The sequence below is a fragment of the Bathymodiolus platifrons methanotrophic gill symbiont genome, assembly GCF_002189065.1.
Taxonomy (GTDB): Bacteria; Pseudomonadota; Gammaproteobacteria; order Methylococcales; family Methylomonadaceae; genus Methyloprofundus.
Window position 1 is genome coordinate 1 of sequence record NZ_BDMN01000110.1, and the last position, 26,551, is coordinate 26,551.

The following is a 26,551-nucleotide window of genomic DNA, read 5'->3' on the forward strand; positions in this document are numbered from 1 at the left end:
CCTGCGCCTTCTGGAGACTATCATCCCGTCCGGGGCTGACAGCGATAGCCAAAATAGAAATAGATTCATCTTTTATTATGTGGAGATGATTCGCATAATTTTTAGCTCTAGGAAAGACCCTCCATGTCACAAAATCATCTTCTATAACTCTTGCCCCATTGACTCCTAGTATACTCAAATTATTTTGGCTTTCAATTACAGTTCCAAATGTTGCAGTTCGTGAAGAAATAACTTCCTCACTGCCAAGACTCACAAAGTTATCAATACTTGAATACTTTAACTCTGATTGTTTAACAATGGCTATACTCATATCTTCAGCTAATAAAAACATTTTATCCCCTGCTTGCCAACTATTTATAATATGCTTTCCGTTTATATTGTCTAGCTCACAAATTGATGGTTTTTCTTTTTTGATAGTATTAACTATGCTCCAATATTCCGAGTCGTTACCTTGGAATTCTTTTTTTATAGGAATCGGAGAAAAATCAATTATATTTACTCCTGTATTCGTATTTGCAATTAGTCTGTCATTTTGCCAGTCACAATCAACACACACAGAATCAACCAATTTAGAAATATCTTTATCTGATACCATTTTGTTTTTAGGTATAAATGCCAAAACTCCATCTTGACCAGATGCAATAGCAAGCCTAAAAAAATTATTTGTGGCTATATTAAAGGTCGCTTCATTCCATATTTTCATAGACTCTCTAAATTCACCAATTCTTCCACTGTTCCAAGAGAAATCTATTGCATCAACCCCTTCCTCAGAAGCGATATAAATTCTATTTTTATATACATTTATATCTGATGGCCAGACACCAATATTTTTCTTGATAAACATACAAGATGAAAGCGCACTCTCTTTCACCAGTAAAATATTATTTTGAAAACCTTCTGGTATTTTAGATGAACGGGAATTTTCAAAATAACCCTTCAATAAAAATTGTTGTTGACTATTATAGCCACTGAGTGCTTGTGAAATTACTTCACTCCATGAATAGGTAGTGAGATTAAAATCACTATCTACAAGAATTAATACACCAGAGTATATAAACGAAGATAAATAATCCCCTTCAATTTCAATTGAAATTATATTTTCTTTCATTAAAATTTACCCTGGGCAATCCGTGAAGCAACTGATTTTTTAATGTATTCTTTTGATACCCATTCTTTTAATACATTAGCAGGCGCGCCATGCTACCTCACAACATTCTGGGACTCCTGTCACCAACATTCATTCGCCTACGCAGCGAATGGGAGATGCCCTGGTCGCCCTGCGTCCGTCTCAACTACGCACAAAACCCTGCTCCGTTAAGACTACCTCAAATGGCTGGACGGCTATTCGGAATGCAATTCTTGCCTCCCTCGCGCGCTACTAGCGCACTTCGGATCAGCGAATTGCCCTGTCGCCTACCAGGGACTAAAAATCATCACTCCGCTTAGGCTCCGTTTCCCTGATTTTAAGCGAAGGAGGACGATCACCAGACCGTTTAGAAGAAACAGGATATCCATGCCAAACATCTTGGTTAGCCCAATACTTAGCTATATGTAAATCTCCTTTTTGGTCTCTTCCTAAAACATTAAATTGCTCATGAACTGACCAAAGATTTTGTTTTTTACATTGCCAATTATTTATATTAGCCAAGGTAAATAATCTTAACTCCTCCCATTCACTGACAACCCATTGACTTTTCTGATGTAGTGGTAACTTTCCACGATGTTGGTAATTTACAGTATATGCTTTAAATTTCACTTATTTTGTCAGTAAATATTATATTAAAGTACAGAGTTATAACATTATTATTAGCAGGCAACCTTTCTCTGATACCTAAGATATTCACCACGTAAACAAGAATATTATACAGGATATCAATATCCTGTACTTTCTCCCTATTCTCCCACTGTATTGATCTTAAAATCAGGCAGTTTTCCCTGCTATCAAAATTATCCTGTCAAATTGCCTCAATAATTGATAATATCCAGAAAAACAGGCGTATTAACAAGAAAACTTAATCTATTTATAGTTTGGTTTATTATCTATGTCAATTGAAAAACCTAAAAAGAATTTACTAGAGGAAACACGGAGCATTTTTCGGCGCTTACATTACTCGATTCATACTGAACGTGCTTATTGTGATTGGGTTATGCGTTTTATACGTTTTCATCACTTAGAACCTCTGGGTCAGGTCCCGAATTGAGAATTTAAGTAAGTTTTTTTGTGTTCGCAATTCGGAGCCCCATCGTTTTTGATAAAATCCAAGTATCACCATACGAAACAAAGGGTCTAATATTCCAACATTTATAATGTATCAAAGTAGAGAGAACGTTACTCTAAAATTTTATATAACTAAAGGCGTGACGGAACAAGATAGATATAAAAAATCAGCCCATCCTCACACTAATTTTTCTCTGAGACCAATAAGAAGATTGGCGGACTAAAGTCCGCTCTTGTATATTAAAAATATCTCTTAAACACAGGATTATTTAAATCACATTGTTTATAGTAATAACTGATTTCTGGGGAAGCCGGTCCGCTCTTAAGCCTTGAGCTTGCATGTAGATAGGCTCCCCACCCTCGTCATCCATGCCGTAGAGTATATGAGACCTGTAAGCAAAGCTTCTGAGCCTACACTTTCCAGATCATTGTTGCCATACGCCCAGTCTGGCCGTCGCGTCGATAGGAAAAAAATCGCTCTTTGTCTGTTACAGTGCAATATTGGCCGCCATAGATTTGCTTTACACCTGCTTTATTTAGCAAGATGCGTGCAATCTGATAAATATCTGCTAAATACTTATCTTCTGTATGTTTCTTGAATGCACTAGCAAACTGTGCTGATTTATTGGTAAAAGCATTACGTACATCATCACTTACCTCAAAACATTGAGTGCCAATTGCAGGGCCCAGCCATGCATAAAGCTCAGTACTGGACATTTTAAGCACGGTATTTTCAATTATGCCATTTAATAAGCCTCTCCAGCCACCATGTATTGCAGCGACCATTGTACCCTGCCGATCACATAGTAGTAGGGGTAAACAATCCGCGGTTAATACGGTGCAAACAGTACTGTTTTTTCTTGTGTAACTGGCATCCGCCTCAGGGGGTTCGGTTACTTGATCGGCGCAAACAACTTGTACACTATGCGTCTGCCTTAACCAGACGGGTTCGGCAGGCAGGGCCAGCATGCTTGTAATTCGTTGCCGGTTTTCTAATACATGATGTGGCAAATCGTTTACATGGTCAGCTGGGTTTAAACTGCTGAACTCCGCCTGGCTAACGCCGCCTGTTCTTAATGTTGTAGCTGCGCGGATATATGCAGGAGCAGGCCAGTCAGGAGTGATCCAGTGTGTCATTTGTTCTTAATACTGCTAATAATTCTTGCATGTCATCGGGTACGGGCAGCTGCCATTCACAATATTCACCTGTACGAGGATGTATTAAGCCAAGTTTTTCTGCATGCAAGGCTTGTCGTTTAAAATTACGTAATACTTTTTCTAGTTCATCGCCACAATCCTTGGGCATTTGAAATCGACCGCTATACATGGGATCACCAACTAACGGCATGCGCATATGAGCCATATGCACTCTAATCTGGTGGGTTCGACCTGTTTCTAGTTTAACTTGTATCAACGTATTGCGTAGAAAACGTTCGAGCACACGATAATGGGTGATTGCCGGCTTTCCGGCATCTCGAACAGCAAACTTTTTGCGGTCAGTCGGGTGCCTCCCAAGAGGCTCATCAATAGTTCCGCCACCGGTCATACGCCCTATGGTAATCGCCAGGTATTCACGATGAATTTCTCGCGCCTGTAATTGTTCAACCAGGCTGTGATGAGCAGCTAAGGTCTTGGCGACCATTAACAATCCACTGGTATCTTTGTCGATACGATGGACTATTCCTGAGCGAGGAATAGTGACTGCCTCAGGGAGGTAGAATAATAAAGCATTTTGCAAGGTTCCAGTCCAGTTCCCTGCACCGGGGTGAACTACAAGGCCTGCTGGTTTATTGACAATTAAAATATCATCATCTTCATAGATGATATCTAGAGGAATATCTTCCGCCAGGTATTCTGTGACTTCCTCTGCCTCGGCATCTAAAATTAGCGCCTCACCTCCTACCAGGCGATCTTTTGCTTTAAGTTGCTCTGCATTGACAGTGACACGTCCAGCTTTGATCCAAGATTGCAATTTATTTCTTGAATAGTCAGGGAAAATCTCCACCAAGACTTGGTCTAAACGCTTTCCTGCTAACTCTAAAGGTACTTCGGCTGTTAATATCGCCATATAATAATTCTTTCCTAAAACTGTTTTATCTTTAACAATTGTATTTATCTATAACAAATTCTTTTACAATAAAGCAAACTTGTTACAAAAAGCATATCAATTAATCTTACAACGTGTCGTTGCAACTATGCCAATATTTTTCCATAAATTAGCATTTATCCTTTGTTTATCTCTTTTCTTACAAGCGTGTAATTCTTTCTCTAAAGAAAAAGGTGATGCATATGCAAGCTGGACTGTTGATCAGTTTATTACAGCAAGTAAGGAAGAGTTAGAGGATGAAAATTATAAAAAAGCAATTAAATTGCTAGAGCAACTTGATTCTCGCTATCCTTTTGGTGCTCATTCTGCTCAAGTTCAACTCGACCTTACTTATGCGTATTACAAAAATTCTGATTCTGAAGCGGCCTTAGCTTCGGCTGATCGCTTTATTAAAACCCATCCGCGCCATCCAGATGTTGATTATGCCTATTATTTGAAAGCACTGGTCAATTTTAACCGTGAACTAGGCTTTATCGATCGTTTTGTACCATCCGATAAAACCCAGCGTGATTCATTATTTACTCAGACATCGTATCTTAATTTTGAAGAGCTCCTACGCCGTTTTCCTGATAGCAAATACGTGCCTGATGTAAAACAACGCATGACATATTTAAGATATTCTTTGGCGCGACACGAACTACACGTTGCTCGCTTCTATATAGTTAGAGAGGCTTATGTTGCCGCAGTAAATCGTACTAACTATATTTTACAGCATTATCAGGATACACCTGCGGTTCCTTTCGCATTAGAAATTCAAATAAAAGCTTATCAGATTTTAGGCCTACAGGCATTGGCTGACGATAGTGCTAAAATCTATGCTTATAATTACCCTGATGGTCCAGTACATCCTGAAGCAGATCCAAGTAATGTCGTGGTGGTTCCATTTATCTGGAGCCTATTTGCCTTTGATAGATAAGTTTACTTCACTTTAAGCATTGTATTATGTATTTTCGCCAACTTTTCTTAATTTCTTGCCTGACTGCGCTAGTAGCAAGTTTAGGCTTTAGTCTTTATCAGTGGTATCTGGTAAATCCCATTATATTTGCCGCAGAGCTTTTTGAGCTCGCTGAGCCGATAGATTTAACGGCAACGGAACATGGGCTAGAGCAAACTGAGTCCTGGGCACCTGATGATGGTATTGAACGCAGCCTATATACTTTATTGGCTAATTTTTTGATGAGTCTCGCGTATAGCCTATTGCTAGGTTGTGCCGTGGTGTTTCGTGGCCCTAGTTCAACGCTAAAAGGTTTAACCTGGGGAATGGCTGCTTATTTATCAGTATTTATAGCGCCTGGCCTGGGTTTAGCACCAGAAATTCCTGGTATGGAGGCAGCAGACTTGAGCCAGCGACAAAACTGGTGGCTGTTAACTGTTAGCCTGACTAGTATTGGCCTGGCTGTGCTTGCATTTAGTCCTCGTTATTATAAAGGAGCAGGACTGATATTGATGCTTCTACCACATTTAATTGGAGCGCCTGCCCCTGAAATACATGGTTTTAGTCATTCTGACCCAGAAGCAGTAGCTATGCTAACAGGGCTATGGCATCAGTTCATTCTGCAAACCAGTATCGCGAATGCTTTATTATGGTTTATAATCGGTTGCAGTACAGGCTTTTTATGCCACAAATTTATTGATGCTGTGCCACCCTTGCAACCTACCAAATTGAATAAGGCTTAATATGAATGTTAATAACCCTGCTTCACTAGAACAAAGTGTTCCTGTTGCTTTAACTAAAAACATACAGCTATTAGCTGCAGCGGCATTAGGATTTGTTATTTTATTTGGCGTTGGTTTTGCGCCGATGGATTTAGCGCATAATGCAGCGCATGATACGCGTCATAGTGTTGCGTTTCCTTGCCATTAAATACAGAGACCAGGCTTTATAGTGCTTAGCTTAATCATATAAAGTCGGAATAGCCTGTCGAAAGGCTTTATAGTGCTTAGCTTAATCATATAAAGTCGGAATAGCCTGTCGTTTGTGTTGAGTTTTCTGGAATGTCTCTATAATTAATTGAGTTACTTTATCCGCAACAGGTTTCCCTTCAAGAAAATCATCAAGCTGATCATAACCTAGCCCCAAAGCCTGTTCATCGGTTTTTCCTGGAGCTAAATCTTCTAGGTCTGCAGTAGGCGCTTTTTCTATCAATACTGTGGGGGCAGCCAATTTTATTGCCAGCTGTCTGACCTGGCGCTTATTCAAGCCAAAAAGCGGTGCAAGATCACAGGCGCCATCACCCCATTTAGTAAAAAAACCTGTTATATTTTCAGCAGAATGGTCAGTTCCAATAATTAGCCCCCCCAATAAGCCGGCGATTTCATATTGAGCTATCATCCGCGTGCGAGCTTTAACATTACCTTTGCTAAAATCCAGACTTGTTGCTGAATCTGGTAATAATCCATGCTCTTTTAGTACGTGACATGTTTCTGCATGAATTGCATCCACACCTGATTGAACATTAACCGAGATACTGCGTCCAGGCTGGATAAAACTAATGGCTAGTTGAGCATCACTTTCGTCAGCCTGAATATTATAAGGAAGGCGTATAGCAATAAATTGATATTCACTACTCTTTTCTTCCTCGTTTAGTTGCTCAATTGCTAATTGAGCTAATCGACCGCAGGTTGTTGAATCGATACCGCCACTAATACCCAATAGTAGTTTTTTTAAACCTGATTTTTTAAGTTGTCGCTTTATAAAATTGATGCGACGTTGAATTTCAAACTCCGGGTCTATAACCGGAAGTACTTTCATTTCTGCAGTGATATTTTGTTGGTTCATGAGTTGCTTGAAAGAAGCTTAGAGCTTTACCGTTAGCGAGAGAATATTTCGTTAATTTCATGTTTGATATTAATTGTATCTGAGTTAGCTGTCATCAGTGGTAAAATATTATGTATATATTTACTATACTGCGCATAACTATGATTGTGGGCCGTTTTTAACGGACTAGCTTTGTTTACAGTTATTGTGCCCGCGCAAAATATAGTTCAGTTATTCTGGAAGCAAGATTTTTTGATATGAGTGAAACAAATAAAATTTCTATTGAAGTTTACCCCAGGTATATTGCAGACCAATCGAGTCCTAGTACGCATAAATATGCTTTTGCCTATACCATAAAGATTACAAATAGCGGAACAACGCCGGCTAAATTATTGAGTCGACATTGGCTGATTACTGATGCCAATGGTAAGGTTGAGGAGGTTCGTGGCGAAGGTGTTATTGGTAAAAAGCCCTACCTGAAACCAGGCGAGACCTTTACTTATACCAGTGGTGCTCTTATTGAAACGGCCGTTGGCGTGATGCAAGGGAAGTACATTATGCTCTCTGATACAGGAGAAAACTTTGACGCACTTATTCCTCAATTTACTTTATCGATACCTAGAACTTTACACTAGTTATGGCTATCTACGCGATTGGTGATATTCAGGGTTGTTATGATGATTTACGCCGCTTACTGGACAAAATTGATTTTAATAAAAAAACGGACCAACTCTGGTTTGTTGGAGATTTAGTTAATCGCGGGCCTAAGTCATTAGAAACTTTGCGTTTTATCAAGTCACTGGGTAATGCTGCCATTTGCGTATTGGGAAATCACGACTTGCATTTGCTTGCCGTTGCCTATAAACATGCCCCTGTACGTGCAAAAGATACACTACGACCAATTTTACAGGCGAAAGATAAAGACGAATTATTGCATTGGTTAAGGCATAGACCGTTATTTCATTATAATAACGATTTTTGTTTGTTGCACGCTGGCTTGCCTCCTCAATGGGACTTTGCCATGGCAAAGAAAATGGCGACAAAAGTAGAAAAGGAATTACGCGGTGATAATTACTTAAAGTTTTTTAAAAATATGTATGGTAATGAGCCTGACCAGTGGAGTGATAATTTTAAAGGCTATGAGCAATTGCGTTTTACCGTGAACTGTTTTACCCGCATGCGTTTGTGTGATAAACATGGTCGTTTAGATTTTAAATACAGTGGCGTTCTTGGCAATCAGCCAAAACATTTAATACCCTGGTTCGATCTTCCACATAGAAAAAATGATCATTTGAAAATTATTTTTGGTCACTGGTCTGCACTAGGGTATCACCACTCGAATAATTGTTATGCTATTGATACCGGTTGTCTGTGGGGCGGGCAACTTACTGCACTAAAGCTCGGGACTAAAATGCACAGAATCAGTATTGATTGTGCAGGTCATAGAATGCCGGATAAATAATAGCATCAGTAAAAAGTGAGTAGCAGCTCTAAAATAGAGTTTAGGGAGCTGGAAATAAATAAACGTCCACTATTTGGGCAGGATTTTTGTTCGTATTCAAGGCGCAGTAACAGGCGCATAGCTGGCTACGCAACTGTTACTACAACGCAGAAGACGGACAAAAAGACTAGCAATCTTGGATGATTATTTGTTTCCATCTCCCTTAATTGTAGTGAAGATCTACAAGTTTTAACAAAACCATAGATAGAAACCTAAATTTAGCATAAAGAAGATAGAGTCTTTATGCAAATGATCTCAGTGCTTTCTGTGCTGAAAATTTTTAATCTTTTATACTGAATGTCATAGCTGCTTTAAACTAAGGATTGGGGATGAAATAAACTCCGAAACTGGCGCAGGATTTTTGTTCAGTTTCAAGGCGAAAAATAGGCGCATAGCAAGCTACGCAACTATTTTTACAACACAGAAACTGAAAAAAAAGACAAGTCAGTTTCGGGTTTTATAAAATTCTCAGTCCTAAGCACATATTGTGCTTTACTGATAGAATATAAACCGTTACACAAGCCATATCAATTAGAACTAATATTAGAGAATAAACATGTTTTGTTACCATTGCCAGGAAGCTAAAAAGAATATTGCCTGTGATACCGCAGGAATTTGTGGAAAAAAAGCAGATGTTTCTAGCTTACATGATTTATTAACTTACGCCTTAAAAGGCCTGTCTTTTTATGCAGTACAAGCGGCTCAATCTGATATAACTGATATTAATATTGATAAATTTACAGCGCGAGCACTATATTCAATGGTGACCAATGTTAATTTTGATCCAGCCGTCTTTGTACAATTAATTTCTGAAGCGGTACAGCGACGCGAGCATTTAAAAAGAATATTGCTGGAAAGCGGTGCCGATTTAAATAAGGAAGAAGTGCCAGAGGAAGCGCAATGGAACTATGATCAAATTGAGCTAGCTGCCTTTGTTAAAAAAGGAGAAACAGTGGGTGTTAAGCCCAATGAAGAATTATCAGCAGATGAACTCGATCTGCATGCCGCCAGGGAGATGTTGATATATGCAGCTAAAGGTCTAGGCTCTATATTAGAGCATGCTCAGGTGTTAGGGTTTTTTGAACTTGAGCATTATGTGTTTATGCATGAATCTGTTGCTTATACATTACGTAAAGATCCAGGTTTAGATGATATTCTTGCCATGAACTTTAAATGTGGAGAGCAATCGATACTGGCTATGGCATTGTTAGAACGGATCAATATTGAAAAATTCGGCCAGCCGACGGCAACGAAAGTACATTTAGATACCTGGGATACACCCGGGATTCTAGTGTCTGGGCACGATTTTCATGATTTACAGGATTTGCTGGAACAAAGTGCAGGTAGTGGTGTAGATATATACACGCATGGGGAGATGATTGCCGCTCATGGATATCCTGCATTTAACAAATATTTTAATCTGGTCGCTAATTATGGCGGAGCATGGCAGGATCAGAAAACCCAATTTGGTAAGTTTCAGGGCCCTGTTTTAGTCACTAGTAATAGCCTGCAACAGCCGAAAAAAGGCTATACTGAAAAAGCGTATACTTCGGGCATGGTTGGCTGGCCTAATGTGGCACATATTGAAAAGCGCCGGGCAGATAAAGCCAAGGATTTTTCCATAATTATTGAACAAGCACTGCAATGTGAACCACCCTTACCTTTAACCGAGGGTACTGTTACGGTAGGTTATGGCCGGCAAGCGCTGATCGCTTTAACTGAGGCCATTTCCCAGTCTATTAAGTCCAGAGATATTAAACGTATTATTGTCTTAGTTGGTTGCGATGGACGGCATAAAGAGCGTCGTTATTACACAGGGTTAGTGGAAGCATTACCTGAAGATACCCTGATTTTAACGGCAGGTGATACTAAGTACAGATTCCATCAATTAGATTTAGGGGAAATCAATGGTGTGCCTCGCCTGTTAGACGCAGGGCAAACGCAAGATTTTTATGCCATCATTGCATTTTTAACGCATTTGCAAAAAAGCATGCAGTTAGAGCATTTAAATCAATTGCCAGTCTCGTTTAATATCGCCTGGTATGAGCAGCACACTATTTTAATGATGTTGTCCCTGTTAGCATTAGGGGTCAAAAATCTACGTATTGGCCCAACCTTACCACCATTTTTTAGCCCAGGAATTTTACAGAAATTAACTGACGAACTCGCTGTAAAAGGAATTGATACGCCTGAAAATGATATTGCAGCAATGTTAGCGGGTGAGTAAAAAGCATTCTGCACCATTTAAGACAAGACAATGGTAGAACAAACAATTGAACGCTTACTCTATGCGAGTCGGTGGTTGTTAGCACCTATTTATTTAGGCATGAGTCTGGCTTTAGTGGCCCTGGCTATTAAGTTTTTTCAAGAGCTATACCACTTTATTCCGCTTATTTTACAGGTTGATGAGTCACAGTTAATTTTAAAATTACTAACTTTCATAGATATTACGCTGGTCGGTAGTTTAACAGTGATTGTTATGTTTAGTGGCTATGATAATTTTGTTTCCCGCCTGGATATTGAAGAAGGAACTGAGAAATTAAACTGGTTAGGAACGCATGATTATGGTTCCTTAAAGATGAAAGTTGCCTCTTCAATCGTTGCTATTTCATCAATACACTTACTTAAAGTGTTTATGAATATTGAGCAATTAGCCAATGATAAATTGCTTTGGTATGTGGTAATTCATATCACTTTTGTTATCTCTGCCTTTTTAATGGGCTATCTTGAAAAACATGTCGGCCATGACTAAGCTCACTCTATTAGGTACTTCAGCCTGCCATTTATGCGAGCAAGCAGAGGACTTATTGCAGCAATTAGATGTTACTTATCAGAAAATTGATATTGCTGAACAAGAACAATGGCAGGAACGGTATGCGATAAAAATCCCTGTATTACTTAATATGCAAAACCAGAAGGAGCTCTGCTGGCCTTTTGATATTGACGATATTAAAGCTTTGAAATAGAGTGTAGAGCGGACTTTAGTCCGCTAGTTTTATACCCCCCCCCCTGGAATAGCGGACTAAAGTCCGCTCTACAAACGTTGAAGACATGAATACTGAGTTCAGAATAGAAAAAGATAGCATGGGTGAATTACAAGTTCCTGCTGATGCCTTATATGGTGCGCAAACTCAGCGAGCTATTAATAATTTCCCTATTAGCGGCTTAGTACTACCGCCCGCTTTTATTAAGACGGTGGCTTTAATTAAGCAGACCGCTGCTAAAGCAAATATTCAGCTAGGTGTATTAGATTCAACAAGAGGCGAGGCTATTATTCAGGCTGCTGAACAGATTATTCAAGGCAAACATGCTGAGCAATTTCCGGTTGATATTTTTCAGACAGGCTCAGGCACTAGCACCAATATGAATGTTAATGAAGTATTGGCTCATCTTGCTTCAGAATCCTGTCCGGAAGCAGTCGGTGCAAATGATCATGTCAATATGGGGCAAAGTAGTAATGATGTCATTCCTACTGCGATACATGTCAGCACAGCCATAGAATGCCAGCGTCAATTATTACCAGCTTTAGATCATTTGGCTGAAACTCTGGAAGCTAAAGCCATTGCTTGCCGGGATTATACAAAAACCGGGCGCACCCATTTGATGGATGCCATGCCTATGACCCTGGAGCAAGAGTTGGGAGCATGGGCTCAGCAAATTCGTAATGGCATAGCGCGGGTTTCCGGTGCATTACCGAGAGTACAAAAGCTGGCACAGGGTGGCACAGCAGTGGGTACAGGAATTAATGCACACCCGGAATTTGCAGCATTATTTGCTGATACGATGACTGAGGTGACTGGTATAGCCTTTAGTCCCAATGAATCTTTTTTTGAAAGTTTAAGCTGTCAGGACGCTATTGTTGAATTATCAGGGCAATTAAAGACAATTGCAGTGAGTTTAATGAAAATTGCCAATGATTTACGCTGGATGAACAGTGGTCCCTTGGCTGGTTTAGGAGAGATTGAATTAACAGCTTTGCAACCAGGTAGCAGTATTATGCCGGGTAAAGTTAATCCGGTAATTCCAGAAGCAACTGCCATGGTTGCTGCGCAGGTGATTGGCAATGATGCCACGATTACCATTGCAGGTCAGTCGGGCACTTTTCAGCTTAATGTGATGCTACCAGTGATTGCCTATAATATTTTACAAAGTATAGAAATCATCAGTCAGGTCAGTATCTCCCTGGCGGATAAGGCAATTGCGGATTTCACTGTACGTGAAGATAATTTACAAGAAGCATTGGCGAGAAACCCGATATTAGTCACGGCATTAAATCCGATTATTGGCTATGCAAAAGCCGCTAAAATTGCTAAATCTGCCTATAAACAAGGGCGACCTATCATTGATGTTGCTGAAGAAATGACTGATATTCCACGCGGAGAATTAGAGAAAATTCTGGAGCCAAAGCACCTGGCGGCAGGCGGTGTAAATTAATAAGTACCAAAACGAAAGAAAGTCGTAGCCCGTATGGAGCTTGCGCAATACGGGAAACAGCTGCATCGATTCTAATGCGATACAAGGCTTATTTTCATCACCATGAAGAGCGTGAAGGAAAGGAGATTGACTGTTTAACGAAAGATCATAAAATACTTCAATACAGCTTATAAACTGAAGTTTCCCAATAATTATTTATGGTAAAATTGAAACTATGCTACAACTATATGAAAAAAATAGTCTTTTCATTCGTTTCAAATGCTATTGCCTAAGGGGAATTAAGTAGGGGTTTGCTATAAACATGGCAAAACCACCTAAAATAAACCTCGATACACCAGCATTGTGTATTTCAGCTACTCAATAATTGGGAAACTTCAGCTTATAAAGTTAATACTGTAATATCTTTAAGTCCTTCCTGCCTTTCATGGTAAAGCACATGACAATGACACATTTCAAACCTAGACTGATTGTTTTTGATCTGGATGGTACTCTAGTAGATTCATCCCCTGATATAGCAATAGCGATAAATCAGATGTTATCTGAATTAAATCAGGCCACCTATTCAGAACAAGAGATAAAACAGTGGTTAGGCTTTGGCGCTACGAAGCTAATTAATTGTGCACTTACGGGCGAGTTAGAGCCAAAAATAGAACCAGCCAATCTGCGACAAGCGATGCGTTTGTATTTTAACTTTTACAGTGCAAATATCTGTGTAAATAGTCAATTATATGCAGGGGCTAAGGAAGGTCTGGAGCAACTTAAACTAGCTGGAATTAAGTTAGCCTGTGTAACCAATAAACCTGCACTATTGACCTTACCTTTATTAACTGAGATTGGCATTAAAGATTACTTTCAATTTATTGCTTCTGGCGACACATTTCAACGAATGAAGCCCGATCCACTGCCTTTATTGGAAGCGGCAAAAGCCATTGCAGTGGATCCAGAACAAGCATTAATGGTAGGTGATTCTATCAATGATATACAGGCAGGAAAAAATGCAGGCTTTAAAACAGCAATAGTGCCTTATGGTTATATTGGAAAATATAGCATTGATGAGTTAGGGGCTGATTATCAAATTAATACTATTGAACATTTAGCAAAATTAGTGTGCTAATGAACAGAAGTAGGTTTGTGGTATGAAAATTGTATTTATAAGGCATGGTAAGCCCGACTTACCAGAGTTAGGTAAATTACAGGCGAATGAACTTCATCAATGGATTAAAGCCTATAATGCAGCCAGTCTGGATACAGCTCAGCAACCGCCAAAACAGGCAGTTGAGCTAACAAAACAATGTAATGTTGTAGTCTGCAGTAATTTACGACGTTCGATAGAATCAGCAAAACTTCTGGGTATAAGAGGTATTTATTGTATCGATGCAATATTTCGCGAAGTAGAATTGCCTTACTGTAATATCCGCTCTCCTAAACTGTCGGCTACAGTATGGTTTGTGTTATTTAGGATACTTTGGTTTATGGGTTACTCAAATCATTCTGACTCTAAATCTACGGTAAAACAAAGAGCGGCTATTGCTGCAGGTATGTTACATAATAGAGCACTGGCTAATAATAGCGTCCTCCTAGTTGGGCATAGTATATTTAACAGTTATATTGGCAAGCAACTGAAAATGAAAGGCTTGCAAGGGTCTACAAGTATTTTTAGTAAACACTGGCAAATAAGTGTGTATGAATACCCTGAACTGTAGCTAATCACTTAAGCTGGTACTTGACTCTTTAAGTCGCTATTTGTGCATAGGTGCTTCGCAGTTAAAGGCCAGCGCTACAATATATTCAATAACATTATTAAAAACAGCATCATTCGTTTAAAATAGATAAATTCATTTTTTGACTGCTGTTTATAATCTGAAGTTTCCCAATAATTATTTATGGTAAAATTGAAACTATGCTACAACTATATGAAAAAAATAGTCTTTTCATTCGTTTCAAATGCTATTGCCTAAGGGGAATTAAGTAGGGGTTTGCTATAAACATGGCAAAACCACCTAAAATAAACCTCGATACACCAGCATTGTGTATTTCAGCTACTCAATAATTGGGAAACTTCAGTTTATAATCAGGTACGGTTTTTTAATAAAGCCCCGTGTCACCATCATAAAATACACCCCCATGACACCAGAACAATTCAAGCAATATGCCGATCAAGGCTACAATCGAATCCCTATCGCACGTGAAGTGCTAGCAGATTTAGATACCCCATTGAGTGCGTATCTTAAATTAGCGGATGGGGCTTATTCATATCTTTTTGAATCGGTACATGGTGGAGAGCAATGGGGTCGATATTCTATTATTGGCCTACCGTGTAAATCTTTAATAAAAATATTCGGCAATGAAATTCGGATTGAAGAATCAGGGGCAGTAGTTGAAACTTTAGAGCATGATAATCCACTGATCTGGATAGAAGAGTTTAAAGAACGTTTCAAAGTGCCGGATATAGAAAATCTCCCACGCTTTAATGGTGGTCTGGTTGGTTATTTTGGTTATGAAACCATTGGTTATATAGAACCGCGCTTAAAATCAACGGGGAAAGACGATCCGATTGCCAGCCCGGATATTTTATTGATGGTTTCTGAAGAGATATTAGTATTCGATAACCTGTCTGGCAAAATGATACTACTCACTCATGCGAATCCAGAGCAAAATAATGCATATGAGAATGCACAAGTTCGCCTTGATGAACTGATCATAAAATTACATGAGTTAAAAGCTCAAACCAATAGAGAACATAGCCCTAGGCAGGTAAATGAAGCAGATTTTGTCTCAGGATTTACTGAGCAAGGATTTAAAGACGCGGTATTAAAAGCTAAGGAATATATTGTTGCCGGGGATGTGATGCAAGTCGTGTTATCACAGCGCTTATCTATTCCTTTTGCTGCTGTCCCGATTGATTTATATCGTGCTTTACGTTGTTTGAATCCATCACCCTATATGTATTATCTCAATTTAGGGGGTTTTCATATTGTCGGTTCTTCACCTGAAATTCTGGTTCGCTTAGAAGATGAGATGATCACTGTTCGGCCTATTGCTGGCACAAGGCCTCGTGGTAAAACTCCAGCTGAAGATTTGGCACGAGAAAAAGATTTATTAGCTGATCCTAAAGAACTGGCTGAGCATCTGATGCTAATTGATTTAGGACGTAATGACGCAGGGCGTGTGGCTAAAATAGGAACGGTTGAATTAACCGATAAAATGTTGATAGAGCGTTATTCACATGTGATGCATATTGTTTCCAATGTCACCGGAGAATTGCAGGCAGACAAAGATGCTTTTGATGTTTTGGCAGCAACTTTTCCTGCGGGAACAGTGAGTGGAGCACCCAAAATTAGGGCAATGGAAATTATTGATGAATTAGAGCCAGTAAAACGAGGCGTGTATTCAGGTGCGGTAGGCTATATTTCCTGGTCGGGAAATATGGATACCGCAATTGCCATCAGAACCGCAGTAATAAAAGATAAAACTTTACATATACAAGCTGGAGCAGGGATCGTTTATGATTCAGTACCCCAGAATGAATGGGATGAAACCATGAATAAAGGACGTGCAATTTTCCGTGCAGTAACAATGGCTGAGGCTGGATTAAACGGGGGCGGCTCATGAGCAAATGTAAAGTTGTGATGGTCGATAATTATGACTCCTTTACTTATAACCTGGTGCAATATTTTGGTGAGCTAGGTGCTGATGTCACAGTCGTACGTAATGATGAAGTCAGTGTTGATGATATTCGCGCTCTAAATCCCGATAAAATTGTAATTTCTCCTGGGCCATGTACACCTAAAGAAGCCGGGATTTCAGTTGCTACGATCCTCAGCTTTTCTGGAGAGCTACCAATACTAGGAGTTTGTTTAGGTCATCAAAGTATTGGGAATGCTTTTGGCGGCAATATTGTTCATGCGAAAAGTATTATGCATGGCAAAGTTTCGCCGGTTTATCATAATAATGACGGTGTATTTGCAGGCTTGAATAATCCATTTACTGCAACGCGTTATCATTCATTAGTGATTGATCAAAAAACATTGCCTGAATGTCTGGAAATTACAGCATGGACACAAGATGAACAGGGTAATATTGATGAAATCATGGGCGTACGCCATAAAGAGCTAGATATTGAAGGTGTGCAGTTTCATCCGGAATCTATTTTGACTGAGCATGGTCATGATATGTTGCGTAATTTCCTGGAGAAATAAACCCAGGGTATTTCATGTACCTTCTCGTTTGCTGAATTATTGTGTGTAAAACGCAGCTAACCAAATAAAATGAATATACAAACGGCCTTACAAGCAGTATTGGAGAAACAAGACCTTTCTCGCCAGGAAATGCGTGATGTTATGCGCAGTATTATGAGTGGTGAGAGCAGCTCTGCACAAATAGCGGGGTTTTTAATCGCCTTACGTTGCAAAGGTGAAACGGTAGAAGAAATTACTGCCGCTGCCGAAGTGATGCGTGAACTTGCTAGCAAAGTAAATATACAGGGCGAACATATTATCGATACCTGCGGAACCGGGGGCGATGGCGCAAACACATTTAACATCTCGACTACTTGTGCCTTTGTTGTCGCTGCTGCAGGAGGAGCTGTTGCCAAACATGGCAATCGTTCAGTTTCCAGCCGTTCAGGTAGTGCGGATGTGCTTGAGGCAGCAGGAGTTAATCTGAATCTATCTGCCGATCAGGTAGCGCAATGCGTTAATAGCATTGGTGTTGGATTTTTATTTGCGCAAAAGCATCATGGCGCTATGAAGCATGTTGGAGGTCCACGCAAGGAAATGGGTGTACGTACACTCTTTAATTTGCTGGGCCCTTTAGCAAACCCCGCGGGTGCTCCAAACCAGTTAATCGGTGTTTTTGACAAGCAATGGGTAGAGCCAGTCGCTCATGTATTAAAAGCGCTAGGTAGTGAGCATGTTTTAGTTGTACATGCTGATGATGGATTGGATGAAATCAGTATTGCCAGCGAGACCACGGTAGCAGAGTTAAATAAGGGTGAAATTACGACTTACCGTATTAGTCCTGAGCAATTTGGCTTGCAGCGTGCCAATTTAGCTGATTTAGCGGTAACAGATGTTGAACACAGTTTAGCCGTGGTAATGTCTGCATTAAATAACCAACCCGGTCCTGCTCGAGATATAGTTGTCTTAAATTCAGGTGCAGCCATTTATGCAGCGGGTTTGGTGGATTCTTTAGCTGCCGGCATCGCTAAGGCACAAGAGGTTTTAGCTTCTGGCGCAGCAAAGGAAAAGCTGGATGCGCTGGTAAATTTTCACTGATTTTAGATTTCCCAAATAATCTGTGTAGGGCGTGGCTTTAGCCCGCAGTATGAAAGGCGGGCTAAAGCCACGCCCTACAGTAATGTTTAACAGTTATGTTCTATTTATGAATAGCACACAACTATGAACTTTTTCGAACAAAACATTCCTATGACCGATACTCCTGATATTTTAAAAAAGATACTTGCTACAAAAGCTGAAGAAGTTGCAAAACGCAAACAACGTATGTCAGTTGCTGATTTAGCAGGCATTATTAGCGATACAGAAACACCGCGTGGTTTTGCTCTGGCTTTGCAAGATAAAGCAGCTAGTAAAAAGCCTGCCATTATTGCTGAAGTGAAGAAAGCATCTCCAAGCAAAGGGGTTATTAGAGAAAATTTCAAACCTGTTGAAATTGCGCAGGATTACGCAATGAGTGGCGCAACTTGTCTTTCGGTATTAACCGATAAAGAATATTTTCAGGGCGGTGAAGTTAATATGCAACTGGCTCGGCAAGCCTGTCCTTTGCCGGTATTACGTAAGGATTTTATGATTGATCCTTATCAGATACATGAGTCACGGGCATTAGGTGCGGATTGTATATTATTAATTGTTGCTGCTTTATCGGATACGCAAATGCATGAACTGGCGGATACGACAAAAGAATTGGGTATGGATATACTGGTCGAAGTGCATGATAAAGCAGAAATGGAACGTGCTTTAAAACTGGATACGCCATTAATGGGTATTAATAATCGTAACCTACGCACATTTGAAACGTCGCTACAGACTACGCTAAATTTACAAGCCATGGTGCCGGAAGATCGTTTGGTGATTACCGAAAGCGGCATTCACACTCCAGAAGATGTGCAATTAATGATGGATAATGATATTTATACCTTCCTGGTAGGTGAGGCATTTATGAGGGCTGAGCAGCCAGGTGCAAAAATGCGTGAATTGTTTTCACTTTAGTCAGAAAGTTTAAAATAATAAATCAGACTGACCGAGGTAAAAGAATAAGCTGGTAGAGCAGCTAGTTACTCATTGCCTACACAGATTCCAGCGTTTGCAGCTCCCTGTCAATAAAAGACAGGGAACTTTATTTATCTTGAATTAGTCGTATGGATTAATTGAAGCCTACAGGGCTAAACTTTATATTTATCCATCGCTTTTATCACCGAAAGTGCTTCAGCGACAACCACTTTCGTAGCATCATCCAGTTCATTATTTTTATAGATTTTTTCTAGTAAACCTTCTTCGACCAGGGCTTCTTTTATCCAGCGTTTAACCATTCTATAGCTGCCCGCCACTTTTGCTTCTTCGCCCGTTGCCGGATTTTTCATCATAACAGTGCGTAATTCAATTTTAGGCGATGCTAGTTTATTGGTTTTAGGCTTTGTTTTAGCTTGAGTTGCCTGCGCAGGTTTGGCTTTTTTAGTTGCACCTTGTTTAGTAGAAATTTCGTCAACTTTTACAGTAGCTGCTACATTCGCTGGTGATTTAGAACTTATCTTATCATCCACTTTTGCGCTGTTGCTTTGTTGCCCGTCATCATCATTAACAGAGCTATAGACAACATAGGCTACATAGATAACCACTAAAATAAAAAGAATCTCAAACATGGTACTGCACTCCTGAATATTTATTATTGTTATTATATAAAACCCGAGTATAGGTTAAACTAACAAAATACACCAGAATCAATTGTTTATTCCAATTCTCGTTCATGTCTTTAAGCAATTTTCTATTGCGCTCTATAATTCCACGCTCAACTGATTTTTCTAGTTTAAGGAGCGAGGATTTAATAATACCCGAAAGTATGACGCAGGTTTTTGGTTTCACAGTCGTGCTTGGAAAACAGGCGCATAGCAGGCTATGCAACTGTTTTTATAGTGCGGCTGTGGAGCCAAAAGACAAGTCAGGCTCGGGTATTATTGAGTTCTCACTCCTAAGGTAACTCGATCACCATCTTGCCATCAAACTGAGTGACTTTAAACTTTTTTAGAACAGTCATGCCAATTAAAACCCGATCTAGTTTTTCAAGAATAAGTGCATGCGTATTTTTCAAGGTGATAGACCCGATTGTTAAAGTAGCTATCGTGGTTTGATATGCTCTCACGTTTCCTGCTGCTGTACTACTGACAACAGGCATACCAAATATTAAACCTGCCTGTTTAGCTAATTTACTAGGAACTGCTACTGAGGTTGCGCCGGTATCGATCATAAACTCCATTTTATGCTTATTAATCATTCCGATTCCGGAATAATGTCCTCTTCTGTCAGCCGAAATAATGATTCCTTGCTGCGTACTTTTAATTGGATTTTCAAGTAGTGCGTGTTGAATAATGTCATTCGGGAGCATAGTTTCAATTTTACCATAAATAATTATTGGGAAACTTCAGTTATTGAGTTCTCACTCCTAAGGTAACTCGATCACCATCTTGCCATCAAACTGAGTGACTTTAAACTTTTTTAGAACAGTCATGCCAATTAAAACCCGATCTAGTTTTTCAAGAATAAGTGCATGCGTATTTTTCAAGGTGATAGACCCCGATTGTTAAAGTAGCTATCGTGGTTTGATATGCTCTCACGTTTCCTGCTGCTGTACTACTGACAACAGGCATACCAAATATTAAACCTGCCTGTTTAGCTAATTTACTAGGAACTGCTACTGAGGTTGCGCCGGTATCGATCATAAACTCCATTTTATGCTTATTAATCATTCCGATTCCGGAATAATGTCCTCTTCTGTCAGCCGAAATAATGATTCCTTGCTGCATACTTTTAATTGGATTTTCAAGTAGTGCGTGTTGAATAATGTCATTCGGGTGCTCAATTGCATAACTTGGCGATTGCCTAGTCAGGAAATTGTCTGCTGCCAAATACATGAGAACGAAAGTAATAAAAACAAACAAGAGTGGCTTCATTTTGATTAACTTAGGTTGAGGGGCACTAGGATATGCCGGAAGTTAGATTTATCCTGCATCTAACTCAATGCGGGACTAAAGTTTCACTTCCGGTGCTGGTGTGGGTAACGATCCACACCTCGGGTGATGTGATATTTGTAACTCTACTTAGGCAACGGACTCTTGGGAATCTACTGAAAAATCACTCATGGATTGAATGACTTGTTGCGCATTGTCCTGATCATTTAACTCAAAACTACTGACACCGACACGGTTTAGATAAAAAACCTGATCGCGCATAAAATCACCACTGGCACGAATATCACCGGTATATCCATAACGACTGCGCAATAAACGGGCATGAGTAAAAGCGCGTCCATCGGTAAACACTGGGATATATAGCTCAATCAATTGAAAGTGAGACAAATCACTAGCAATTTCATCTAGCTCCACATCAGACTCAAGTCTTAAACCCAGATGTTTAACCTTAGATAATTGCTCGCGCTCTTGCTGCCACCGGACTAAAGAAACAATAATATAGTCAGCTTTTAACGGTGTTTCGTCAACGATATAAGCCCAGTTATCCTGAGTAACTTGCTTATCTTTAATGAGTTGCATATGTTTTCTCCTTAAATGGGGCTATACCAACACGCCTAACCGTGGCTAGAAATGATTCATCTTCATTAATACGCTGCTCAATATAGACTTCAAGTAGGGTTTTAACGACTGAGGTAACATCTTCCTTGCTAACAGCAGGCCCCAAGCGATGACCAATAGCAGCATCATTTTCAGAGGATCCGCCTAATGTTATCTGATACCATTCGACGCCTTTTTTATCAACCCCCAGAATACCGATATGACCAACGCTTTGATGCGCACAGCCATTCATACAACCTGAGATATTGATTTTTAAATCGCCTAAATCATGGATGTAATCCATAGAGTCTAAAGCTTCATTGATCTCTTTGGCAACGCCGATCGACCCTGCATTTGCAAGAGAGCAATAATCCAGACCAGGGCAGCAGATCATATCAGTCGCTTTACCAATATTGGGTGTTGCCAGCTTTAAAGCATCTAGTTTTTTCCATAAATCGAATAAATCGGCCTGCTTTACATCAGCTAATACTAGATTTTGACGGTGAGTAACCCGTACCATACCAAAACTGTGTTGATCAGCTAGCTCTGCAATAGCATCAAGCTGGCTTTCAGTACAATCTCCCGGTGGGCTATCGGGTGCTTTTAATGAAATATAAACGGCATGATAACCGTCTACTTTATGCTCTGCGATATTATGCTTAAGCCAGGTAGAAAAATCAGCATTATTAGCTGAGTTATCGGCATAACTTGTATCTTGTGCTGCATTAGCCTGGTAAGCAGGAGGCGTAAATTGTTGCTGTATTTCGCTGATACGCTCTGAACTTAATTCCAGTTTATCTTTAATTAAATCCCATTCAGCCTCTATTTGTTTTCTGATTTCTGTGAGACCTGTTTCTCTTACCAGTATCTTAATCCGGGCTTTATATTTATTATCACGGCGTCCATAGAGATTATAAACACGTAATATAGCTTCCAGATAAGACAGTAAATGTTTCTTCTCTAAAAATGGTCTGACAATTTGACCAATGACAGGTGTACGGCCTAAGCCACCGCCAACAAAGAGGGAAAACCCCACTTCACCCTGGTCATTTTTAACCAGTTGCAAACCTATATCATGGAATCGAATTGCGGCACGATCCTGCTGGGATCCACTTACTGCAATTTTGAATTTGCGCGGTAAATAGGCAAACTCTGGATGAAAGATGGTCCATTGACGAATTATTTCGCAATAGGGCCGCGGATCTTCTAGCTCATCAATAGCAACACCTGCCAATTGGTCAGAGGTAGTATTTCTAAGGCAGTTCCCACTAGTCTGTATGGCATGCATTTGTACGCTGGCTAGTTCCTCTAGTATATCGGGAACTCTTTCCAGTGCCGGCCAGTTAAACTGTATATTTTGCCGGGTAGTAAAATGACAGAAGCCTTTATCATAATCACGGGCAATTGATGCCAGCTTTCTGACCTGTTTACTCGATAGTAAGCCATAAGGTCCGGCTATACGTAATAAAGGGGCATGTGTCTGCACATACACGCCATTCATTAAACGTAATGCGCGGTATTTATCATCGGCAATTTCACCTTTTAAAAAGCGTTCAGTCTGATCACGAAACTGGGTGACACGTTCATCAATGAGAGTTTGATCTTTATCGTTATATTGATACATATTTAAGCGCTAATATAAGCGTATTGAATAGAGTCTTTAATCATATACCGCTAGCGATTAAATGACAAAATAAATTAGTTGATGATATCATATGCGGTTGAGTTTAAAGAAAATTCTATAAAAATAATTATTAATTCATTGAAAGCCTAGGGGGTTGTTTTGTTACGTTTATTTTTGATTTTTGCTGCGCTACTCAGCATGCCTCAGTTGGCAATGGCTGAAGAGCAAATTGTTAATCTGGGACTGACCGGAACAGAGCGCGGCATTTATACTGTGCTGATTTTCATCATCGCTTATGGCTTTGTCATGGCCGAAGAGTTTACCGGTTTACGTAAATCCAAGCCTGTTATTATTGCGGCTGCAGTTATCTGGGCCCACGCGGCTATTCTTGCTGCTGAAGCAGGAGTCTCTACAGAAGCCCTACATGAGGCATTTGAGTTTAACCTTAAAGAATATGCCGCATTAATGCTGTTCTTACTGGTTGCGATGACCTATATCAATGCCATGGCCGAACGTAATGTGTTTGAAGCATTACGCTCTTGGATGATTAGAAAAGAATTTGGCTATAAAAAGCTTTTCTGGATCACCGGTATTATTACTTTCTTTTTATCGGCAGTTGCAGATAACCTGACTTCAGCTCTATTGGTTGGTGCGGTTGTTTTAGCGGTAGGTAAAGATAACGAAAAATTTGTTGCCATTGGTTTTGTAAACCTTGTTGTTGCTGCTAATGCAGGTGGTGCATTTAGCCCCTTTGGTGATATCACGACCCTAATGGTATGGCAAGCCGGCTATGCTGAATTCTTTGATTTCTTCGCTTTATTTATCCCTTCGGTTGTTAACTATCTTATCCCGGCCTACTTTATGTGGCTGGCTGTGCCTGATGAGCAACCAGCCGCAACAAACGAAGCTGCGGTTGAATTAAAGCCAGGTGCAATTCAAGTCTGTGTTCTATTTATATTAACCATTGTCACTGCTGTTAGCTTTAAACAAGTACTACATTTACCACCTTTTATGGGCATGATGGCCGGTTTAGGTGTGTTAATGGTTTATGGCTTTAGGCTTAAAACCCTATATAGCTCTGGTGAAGGTGAAGAGCATGATGAGTTTGATATCTTCGATAAAGTACGCGATGCAGAGTGGGATACATTATTCTTCTTCTTTGGTGTGGTTTTTGCGGTCGGTGGTTTAGGTTATATTGGCTATCTAGAGTTAATTGCTGCAGGTATGTACGATGGCCTAGGTCAGACACCAGCGAATATTATTGTTGGGGTTATCTCAGCGATTGTTGATAATATCCCGGTAATGTTTGCAGTATTAAGCATGAATCTGGATATGGACTTATACCAATGGTTATTGGTTACATTAACTGCCGGTACTGGTGGTTCAATGCTATCTGTGGGTTCAGCGGCAGGTGTTGCATTAATGGGTTCATCTAACCATAAATATACTTTCTTTAGTCATATGAAATGGACACCAGTGATTGCACTAGGTTATATCGCAAGTATCTTTGTGCATTATTTAATCAATGGCTAATAGCTGAAAAGTTAATTATAGCCGTAGGGCGTGGCTTTAGCCCGCTACTATAACAAGCGGGCTAAAGCCACGCCCTACGCAAATTGATTGAGTTAATAGAAACTCTGTTTTAAAGAGGGGGTAGAATTTTAGATTCTGCTCCCTTTTTTTATTTCTGAAATATTTATTTAACCTTAGATATGACTAAGCATAGCTGGAAACAATCCTTTGCCGCTTATATGCGCCCACAAGTATTAGGCATGTCTTTTCTTGGCTTTTCGGCTGGGCTTCCTTTTTTATTAGTATTCTCAACACTTTCGGCATGGTTGCGTGATTCTGGTATTACCTTATCGGTTATTGGCTTTTTTAGCTGGGTAGGCTTAACCTATTCTATTAAAGTTATCTGGGCACCTGTGGTTGATCGACTACCATTGCCTTTTTTAACTCGCTTACTCGGTAAGCGTCGAAGCTGGATGTTATTGGCTCAAGTTGGTATTTCAGCTGGATTAATGGCCTTGGCAGAGCTAAACCCACTCACTCAAATTGAGTTAATTGCTGTAACGGCAGTATGGATCGCTTTTTGTTCAGCAACACAGGATATTGTCATTGATGCTTATCGTATTGAAGCCATAGGGCCCGAATATCAGGCAGCAATGGCCGCCATGTATGTCTTTGGCTATCGCGTTGCTTTGCTGGTTTCTGGTGCCGGTGCTTTTTATATCGCCGAATATGTAGGCTGGAATGCTGCTTATTCAGCGATGGCTTTATGTATGTTTGTTGGTATAGTGGCCACTTTACTCAGTTCTGAGCCTAAACACCTGCAGAACAAGCAGGCAACTGAACTGGAAAATAAAATCGAGACGGCATTAGATGTGCAAGCCCATAAAGGCACACTGCAGCGCTTAATTGCCTGGTTTTCTGATGCCGTTATCAGCCCGTTTGCTGAGTTCTTTGTACGTAACGGCAAAACGGCTATCTGGATTCTAGCTTTGATAGCACTGTATAAAATGAGTGATATCACTACGGGAGTGATGGCCAACCCATTTTATCTGGACTTAGGTTTTAGCAAAACAGAAATTGCCGACGTAAGTAAAATTTTCGGTTTTTTTATGACCATCTTTGGTGCGGCGCTAGGAGGTGTGTTGGTTATACGCTATGGTCTGATGAAGCCCTTGTTATTAGGTGCTGTCTTAGTTGCAGGCACTAACTTATTATTTGTTTTGCTCGCAAACTCCGAGCCTGATCTACGCTTATTGGCTATCGTGATCAGTGCCGATAATTTAAGTGGTGGTATTGCCACCTCTGTCTTTATCGCCTACTTATCCAGTCTAACCAATAGCGCCTACACTGCTACACAATACGCGCTGTTTAGCTCACTAATGACATTACCGGCTAAATTAATGGGGGGCTTATCAGGCCTGATCGTTGATGCATATGGCTATGCGATGTTCTTTTTGTATGCTTCGTCAGTGGGGTTGCCTGCAATCGTGTTGGTACTGGTATTGATGCGTATGCAAAATAATACCGTTAATATTCAAAGCAAAACGCTGTAGAGCGGACTTTAGTCCGCTATTTTGAAAATTAGGGAGTGAAACTAGCG

General features: G+C 40.1%; 29 protein-coding genes. 19 read left to right on the forward strand and 10 right to left on the reverse strand.

Going from position 1 to position 26,551, the window contains the following annotated elements:
• Positions 1–1,108: hypothetical protein (locus CDZ78_RS06775; RefSeq protein ID WP_087869324.1), on the reverse strand; the 1,108-nt coding region annotated here is incomplete at its 3' end.
• Positions 1,109–1,256: 148 nt separating this feature from the next.
• Between CDZ78_RS06775 and CDZ78_RS23605 the strand changes: the two genes are divergently transcribed.
• Positions 1,257–1,382 carry a hypothetical protein gene (locus tag CDZ78_RS23605; RefSeq protein ID WP_263458613.1) on the forward strand — a complete coding sequence of 42 codons (126 nt, stop codon included), beginning with the start codon at positions 1,257–1,259 and terminating at the stop codon, positions 1,380–1,382.
• A gap of 41 nt (positions 1,383–1,423) precedes the next feature.
• Here the strand turns inward: CDZ78_RS23605 and CDZ78_RS06780 are convergent, their stop codons facing one another.
• The gene (locus CDZ78_RS06780; RefSeq protein ID WP_087869325.1) at positions 1,424–1,756 is read right to left on the reverse strand and encodes a hypothetical protein; all 333 of its coding nucleotides are present in this window, start codon (positions 1,754–1,756) and stop codon (positions 1,424–1,426) included.
• A gap of 286 nt (positions 1,757–2,042) precedes the next feature.
• Between CDZ78_RS06780 and CDZ78_RS24260 the strand changes: the two genes are divergently transcribed.
• The gene (locus CDZ78_RS24260) at positions 2,043–2,201 is read left to right on the forward strand and encodes a phage integrase N-terminal SAM-like domain-containing protein (protein WP_140413920.1); all 159 of its coding nucleotides are present in this window, start codon (positions 2,043–2,045) and stop codon (positions 2,199–2,201) included.
• Positions 2,202–2,629: 428 nt separating this feature from the next.
• On the opposite strand, the gene pgeF is transcribed toward CDZ78_RS24260, so the two are convergent.
• Together pgeF and rluD are read right to left on the reverse strand one after the other, a co-directional pair.
• Positions 2,630–3,355 (reverse strand): peptidoglycan editing factor PgeF, encoded by a 726-nt coding sequence (gene pgeF / locus CDZ78_RS06785; protein WP_087869326.1) that lies wholly within the window; start codon positions 3,353–3,355, stop codon positions 2,630–2,632.
• Complete coding sequence (gene rluD, locus CDZ78_RS06790; RefSeq protein ID WP_087869327.1) at positions 3,333–4,286, reverse strand: 23S rRNA pseudouridine(1911/1915/1917) synthase RluD; 954 nt, start codon at positions 4,284–4,286, stop codon at positions 3,333–3,335. The genes pgeF and rluD overlap by 23 nt, the downstream gene beginning before the upstream one ends.
• A 79-nt stretch (positions 4,287–4,365) precedes the next feature.
• On the opposite strand from rluD, the gene CDZ78_RS06795 reads away from it, so the two are divergent.
• From CDZ78_RS06795 to CDZ78_RS06805, 3 genes are read left to right on the forward strand one after another with little or no spacing between them, the layout of a single operon-like run.
• Entirely contained in the window at positions 4,366–5,241 is an 876-nt protein-coding gene (locus CDZ78_RS06795) for an outer membrane protein assembly factor BamD (RefSeq protein ID WP_244559176.1), read from the forward strand.
• A 26-nt stretch (positions 5,242–5,267) separates the two neighbouring features.
• Positions 5,268–6,002 (forward strand): CbtA family protein, encoded by a 735-nt coding sequence (locus CDZ78_RS06800; protein ID WP_087869328.1) that lies wholly within the window; start codon positions 5,268–5,270, stop codon positions 6,000–6,002.
• 1 nt (position 6,003) lies between these two features.
• Positions 6,004–6,189, forward strand: a complete 186-nt coding sequence (locus tag CDZ78_RS06805; RefSeq protein ID WP_087869329.1) for a CbtB domain-containing protein — start codon at positions 6,004–6,006, stop codon at positions 6,187–6,189.
• 81 nt (positions 6,190–6,270) lie between these two features.
• Here CDZ78_RS06805 and nadE read toward each other — a convergent pair whose 3' ends face one another.
• Positions 6,271–7,104 (reverse strand): NAD(+) synthase, encoded by an 834-nt coding sequence (gene nadE, locus CDZ78_RS06810; protein ID WP_087869330.1) that lies wholly within the window; start codon positions 7,102–7,104, stop codon positions 6,271–6,273.
• Positions 7,105–7,340: 236 nt separating this feature from the next.
• Here nadE and apaG point away from each other — a divergent pair, with 236 nt between their 5' ends.
• The 12 genes from apaG (at position 7,341) to trpC (ending at position 19,245) form a co-directional block, all read left to right on the forward strand.
• Positions 7,341–7,718, forward strand: a complete 378-nt coding sequence (gene apaG / locus CDZ78_RS06815) for a Co2+/Mg2+ efflux facilitator ApaG/CorD (protein WP_087869331.1) — start codon at positions 7,341–7,343, stop codon at positions 7,716–7,718.
• Positions 7,719–7,720: 2 nt separating this feature from the next.
• Positions 7,721–8,545, forward strand: coding sequence for a symmetrical bis(5'-nucleosyl)-tetraphosphatase (locus tag CDZ78_RS06820; RefSeq protein WP_087869332.1), 825 nt, complete (start codon positions 7,721–7,723; stop codon positions 8,543–8,545).
• 595 nt (positions 8,546–9,140) lie between these two features.
• Positions 9,141–10,811: a hydroxylamine reductase gene (hcp, locus tag CDZ78_RS06825; RefSeq protein ID WP_087869333.1), complete on the forward strand. Its 1,671-nt coding sequence runs from the start codon at positions 9,141–9,143 to the stop codon at positions 10,809–10,811.
• Between the two features lie 30 nt (positions 10,812–10,841).
• The gene (locus CDZ78_RS06830) at positions 10,842–11,336 is read left to right on the forward strand and encodes a TIGR00645 family protein (protein ID WP_087869334.1); all 495 of its coding nucleotides are present in this window, start codon (positions 10,842–10,844) and stop codon (positions 11,334–11,336) included.
• The gene (locus tag CDZ78_RS06835; protein WP_087869335.1) at positions 11,329–11,550 is read left to right on the forward strand and encodes a glutaredoxin family protein; all 222 of its coding nucleotides are present in this window, start codon (positions 11,329–11,331) and stop codon (positions 11,548–11,550) included. The genes CDZ78_RS06830 and CDZ78_RS06835 overlap by 8 nt, the downstream gene beginning before the upstream one ends.
• Before the next feature lie 85 nt (positions 11,551–11,635).
• The gene (locus CDZ78_RS06840; protein ID WP_087869336.1) at positions 11,636–13,018 is read left to right on the forward strand and encodes a class II fumarate hydratase; all 1,383 of its coding nucleotides are present in this window, start codon (positions 11,636–11,638) and stop codon (positions 13,016–13,018) included.
• A gap of 436 nt (positions 13,019–13,454) precedes the next feature.
• Positions 13,455–14,132, forward strand: a complete 678-nt coding sequence (locus CDZ78_RS06845; protein WP_167374203.1) for a phosphoglycolate phosphatase — start codon at positions 13,455–13,457, stop codon at positions 14,130–14,132.
• Positions 14,133–14,154: 22 nt separating this feature from the next.
• A complete protein-coding gene (locus CDZ78_RS06850; protein ID WP_087869338.1) occupies positions 14,155–14,721 on the forward strand; it encodes a phosphoglycerate mutase family protein in 567 nt (188 codons plus the stop codon).
• Positions 14,722–15,142: 421 nt separating this feature from the next.
• Positions 15,143–16,630 (forward strand): anthranilate synthase component I, encoded by a 1,488-nt coding sequence (gene trpE / locus CDZ78_RS06855; RefSeq protein WP_087869339.1) that lies wholly within the window; start codon positions 15,143–15,145, stop codon positions 16,628–16,630.
• The gene (locus CDZ78_RS06860; RefSeq protein WP_087869340.1) at positions 16,627–17,217 is read left to right on the forward strand and encodes an anthranilate synthase component II; all 591 of its coding nucleotides are present in this window, start codon (positions 16,627–16,629) and stop codon (positions 17,215–17,217) included. Before trpE ends, CDZ78_RS06860 begins: the two co-directional genes overlap by 4 nt.
• A gap of 69 nt (positions 17,218–17,286) precedes the next feature.
• Positions 17,287–18,294: an anthranilate phosphoribosyltransferase gene (gene trpD / locus CDZ78_RS06865; RefSeq protein ID WP_087869341.1), complete on the forward strand. Its 1,008-nt coding sequence runs from the start codon at positions 17,287–17,289 to the stop codon at positions 18,292–18,294.
• Between the two features lie 150 nt (positions 18,295–18,444).
• On the forward strand, positions 18,445–19,245 hold the full coding sequence (gene trpC, locus CDZ78_RS06870; protein WP_087869357.1) for an indole-3-glycerol phosphate synthase TrpC: 801 nt from the start codon (positions 18,445–18,447) through the stop codon (positions 19,243–19,245).
• Between the two features lie 173 nt (positions 19,246–19,418).
• Here trpC and CDZ78_RS06875 read toward each other — a convergent pair whose 3' ends face one another.
• From CDZ78_RS06875 to CDZ78_RS06895, 5 genes are all read right to left on the reverse strand, one after another.
• Positions 19,419–19,895, reverse strand: coding sequence for a hypothetical protein (locus CDZ78_RS06875; RefSeq protein ID WP_087869342.1), 477 nt, complete (start codon positions 19,893–19,895; stop codon positions 19,419–19,421).
• 326 nt (positions 19,896–20,221) lie between these two features.
• On the reverse strand, positions 20,222–20,635 hold the full coding sequence (locus CDZ78_RS06880) for a retropepsin-like aspartic protease family protein (RefSeq protein WP_087869343.1): 414 nt from the start codon (positions 20,633–20,635) through the stop codon (positions 20,222–20,224).
• 148 nt (positions 20,636–20,783) lie between these two features.
• Positions 20,784–21,200, reverse strand: a complete 417-nt coding sequence (locus CDZ78_RS06885; protein ID WP_087869344.1) for a retropepsin-like aspartic protease family protein — start codon at positions 21,198–21,200, stop codon at positions 20,784–20,786.
• 147 nt (positions 21,201–21,347) lie between these two features.
• A complete protein-coding gene (locus CDZ78_RS06890) occupies positions 21,348–21,797 on the reverse strand; it encodes a DUF934 domain-containing protein (RefSeq protein WP_087869345.1) in 450 nt (149 codons plus the stop codon).
• Positions 21,784–23,439, reverse strand: coding sequence for a nitrite/sulfite reductase (locus tag CDZ78_RS06895; RefSeq protein WP_087869346.1), 1,656 nt, complete (start codon positions 23,437–23,439; stop codon positions 21,784–21,786). The genes CDZ78_RS06890 and CDZ78_RS06895 overlap by 14 nt, the downstream gene beginning before the upstream one ends.
• Before the next feature lie 198 nt (positions 23,440–23,637).
• On the opposite strand from CDZ78_RS06895, the gene nhaD reads away from it, so the two are divergent.
• Positions 23,638–24,972: a sodium:proton antiporter NhaD gene (gene nhaD, locus CDZ78_RS06900; protein WP_087869358.1), complete on the forward strand. Its 1,335-nt coding sequence runs from the start codon at positions 23,638–23,640 to the stop codon at positions 24,970–24,972.
• 179 nt (positions 24,973–25,151) lie between these two features.
• Positions 25,152–26,504 carry an AmpG family muropeptide MFS transporter gene (locus tag CDZ78_RS06905; protein ID WP_230991072.1) on the forward strand — a complete coding sequence of 451 codons (1,353 nt, stop codon included), beginning with the start codon at positions 25,152–25,154 and terminating at the stop codon, positions 26,502–26,504.
• Positions 26,505–26,551: the final 47 nt, after the last annotated feature.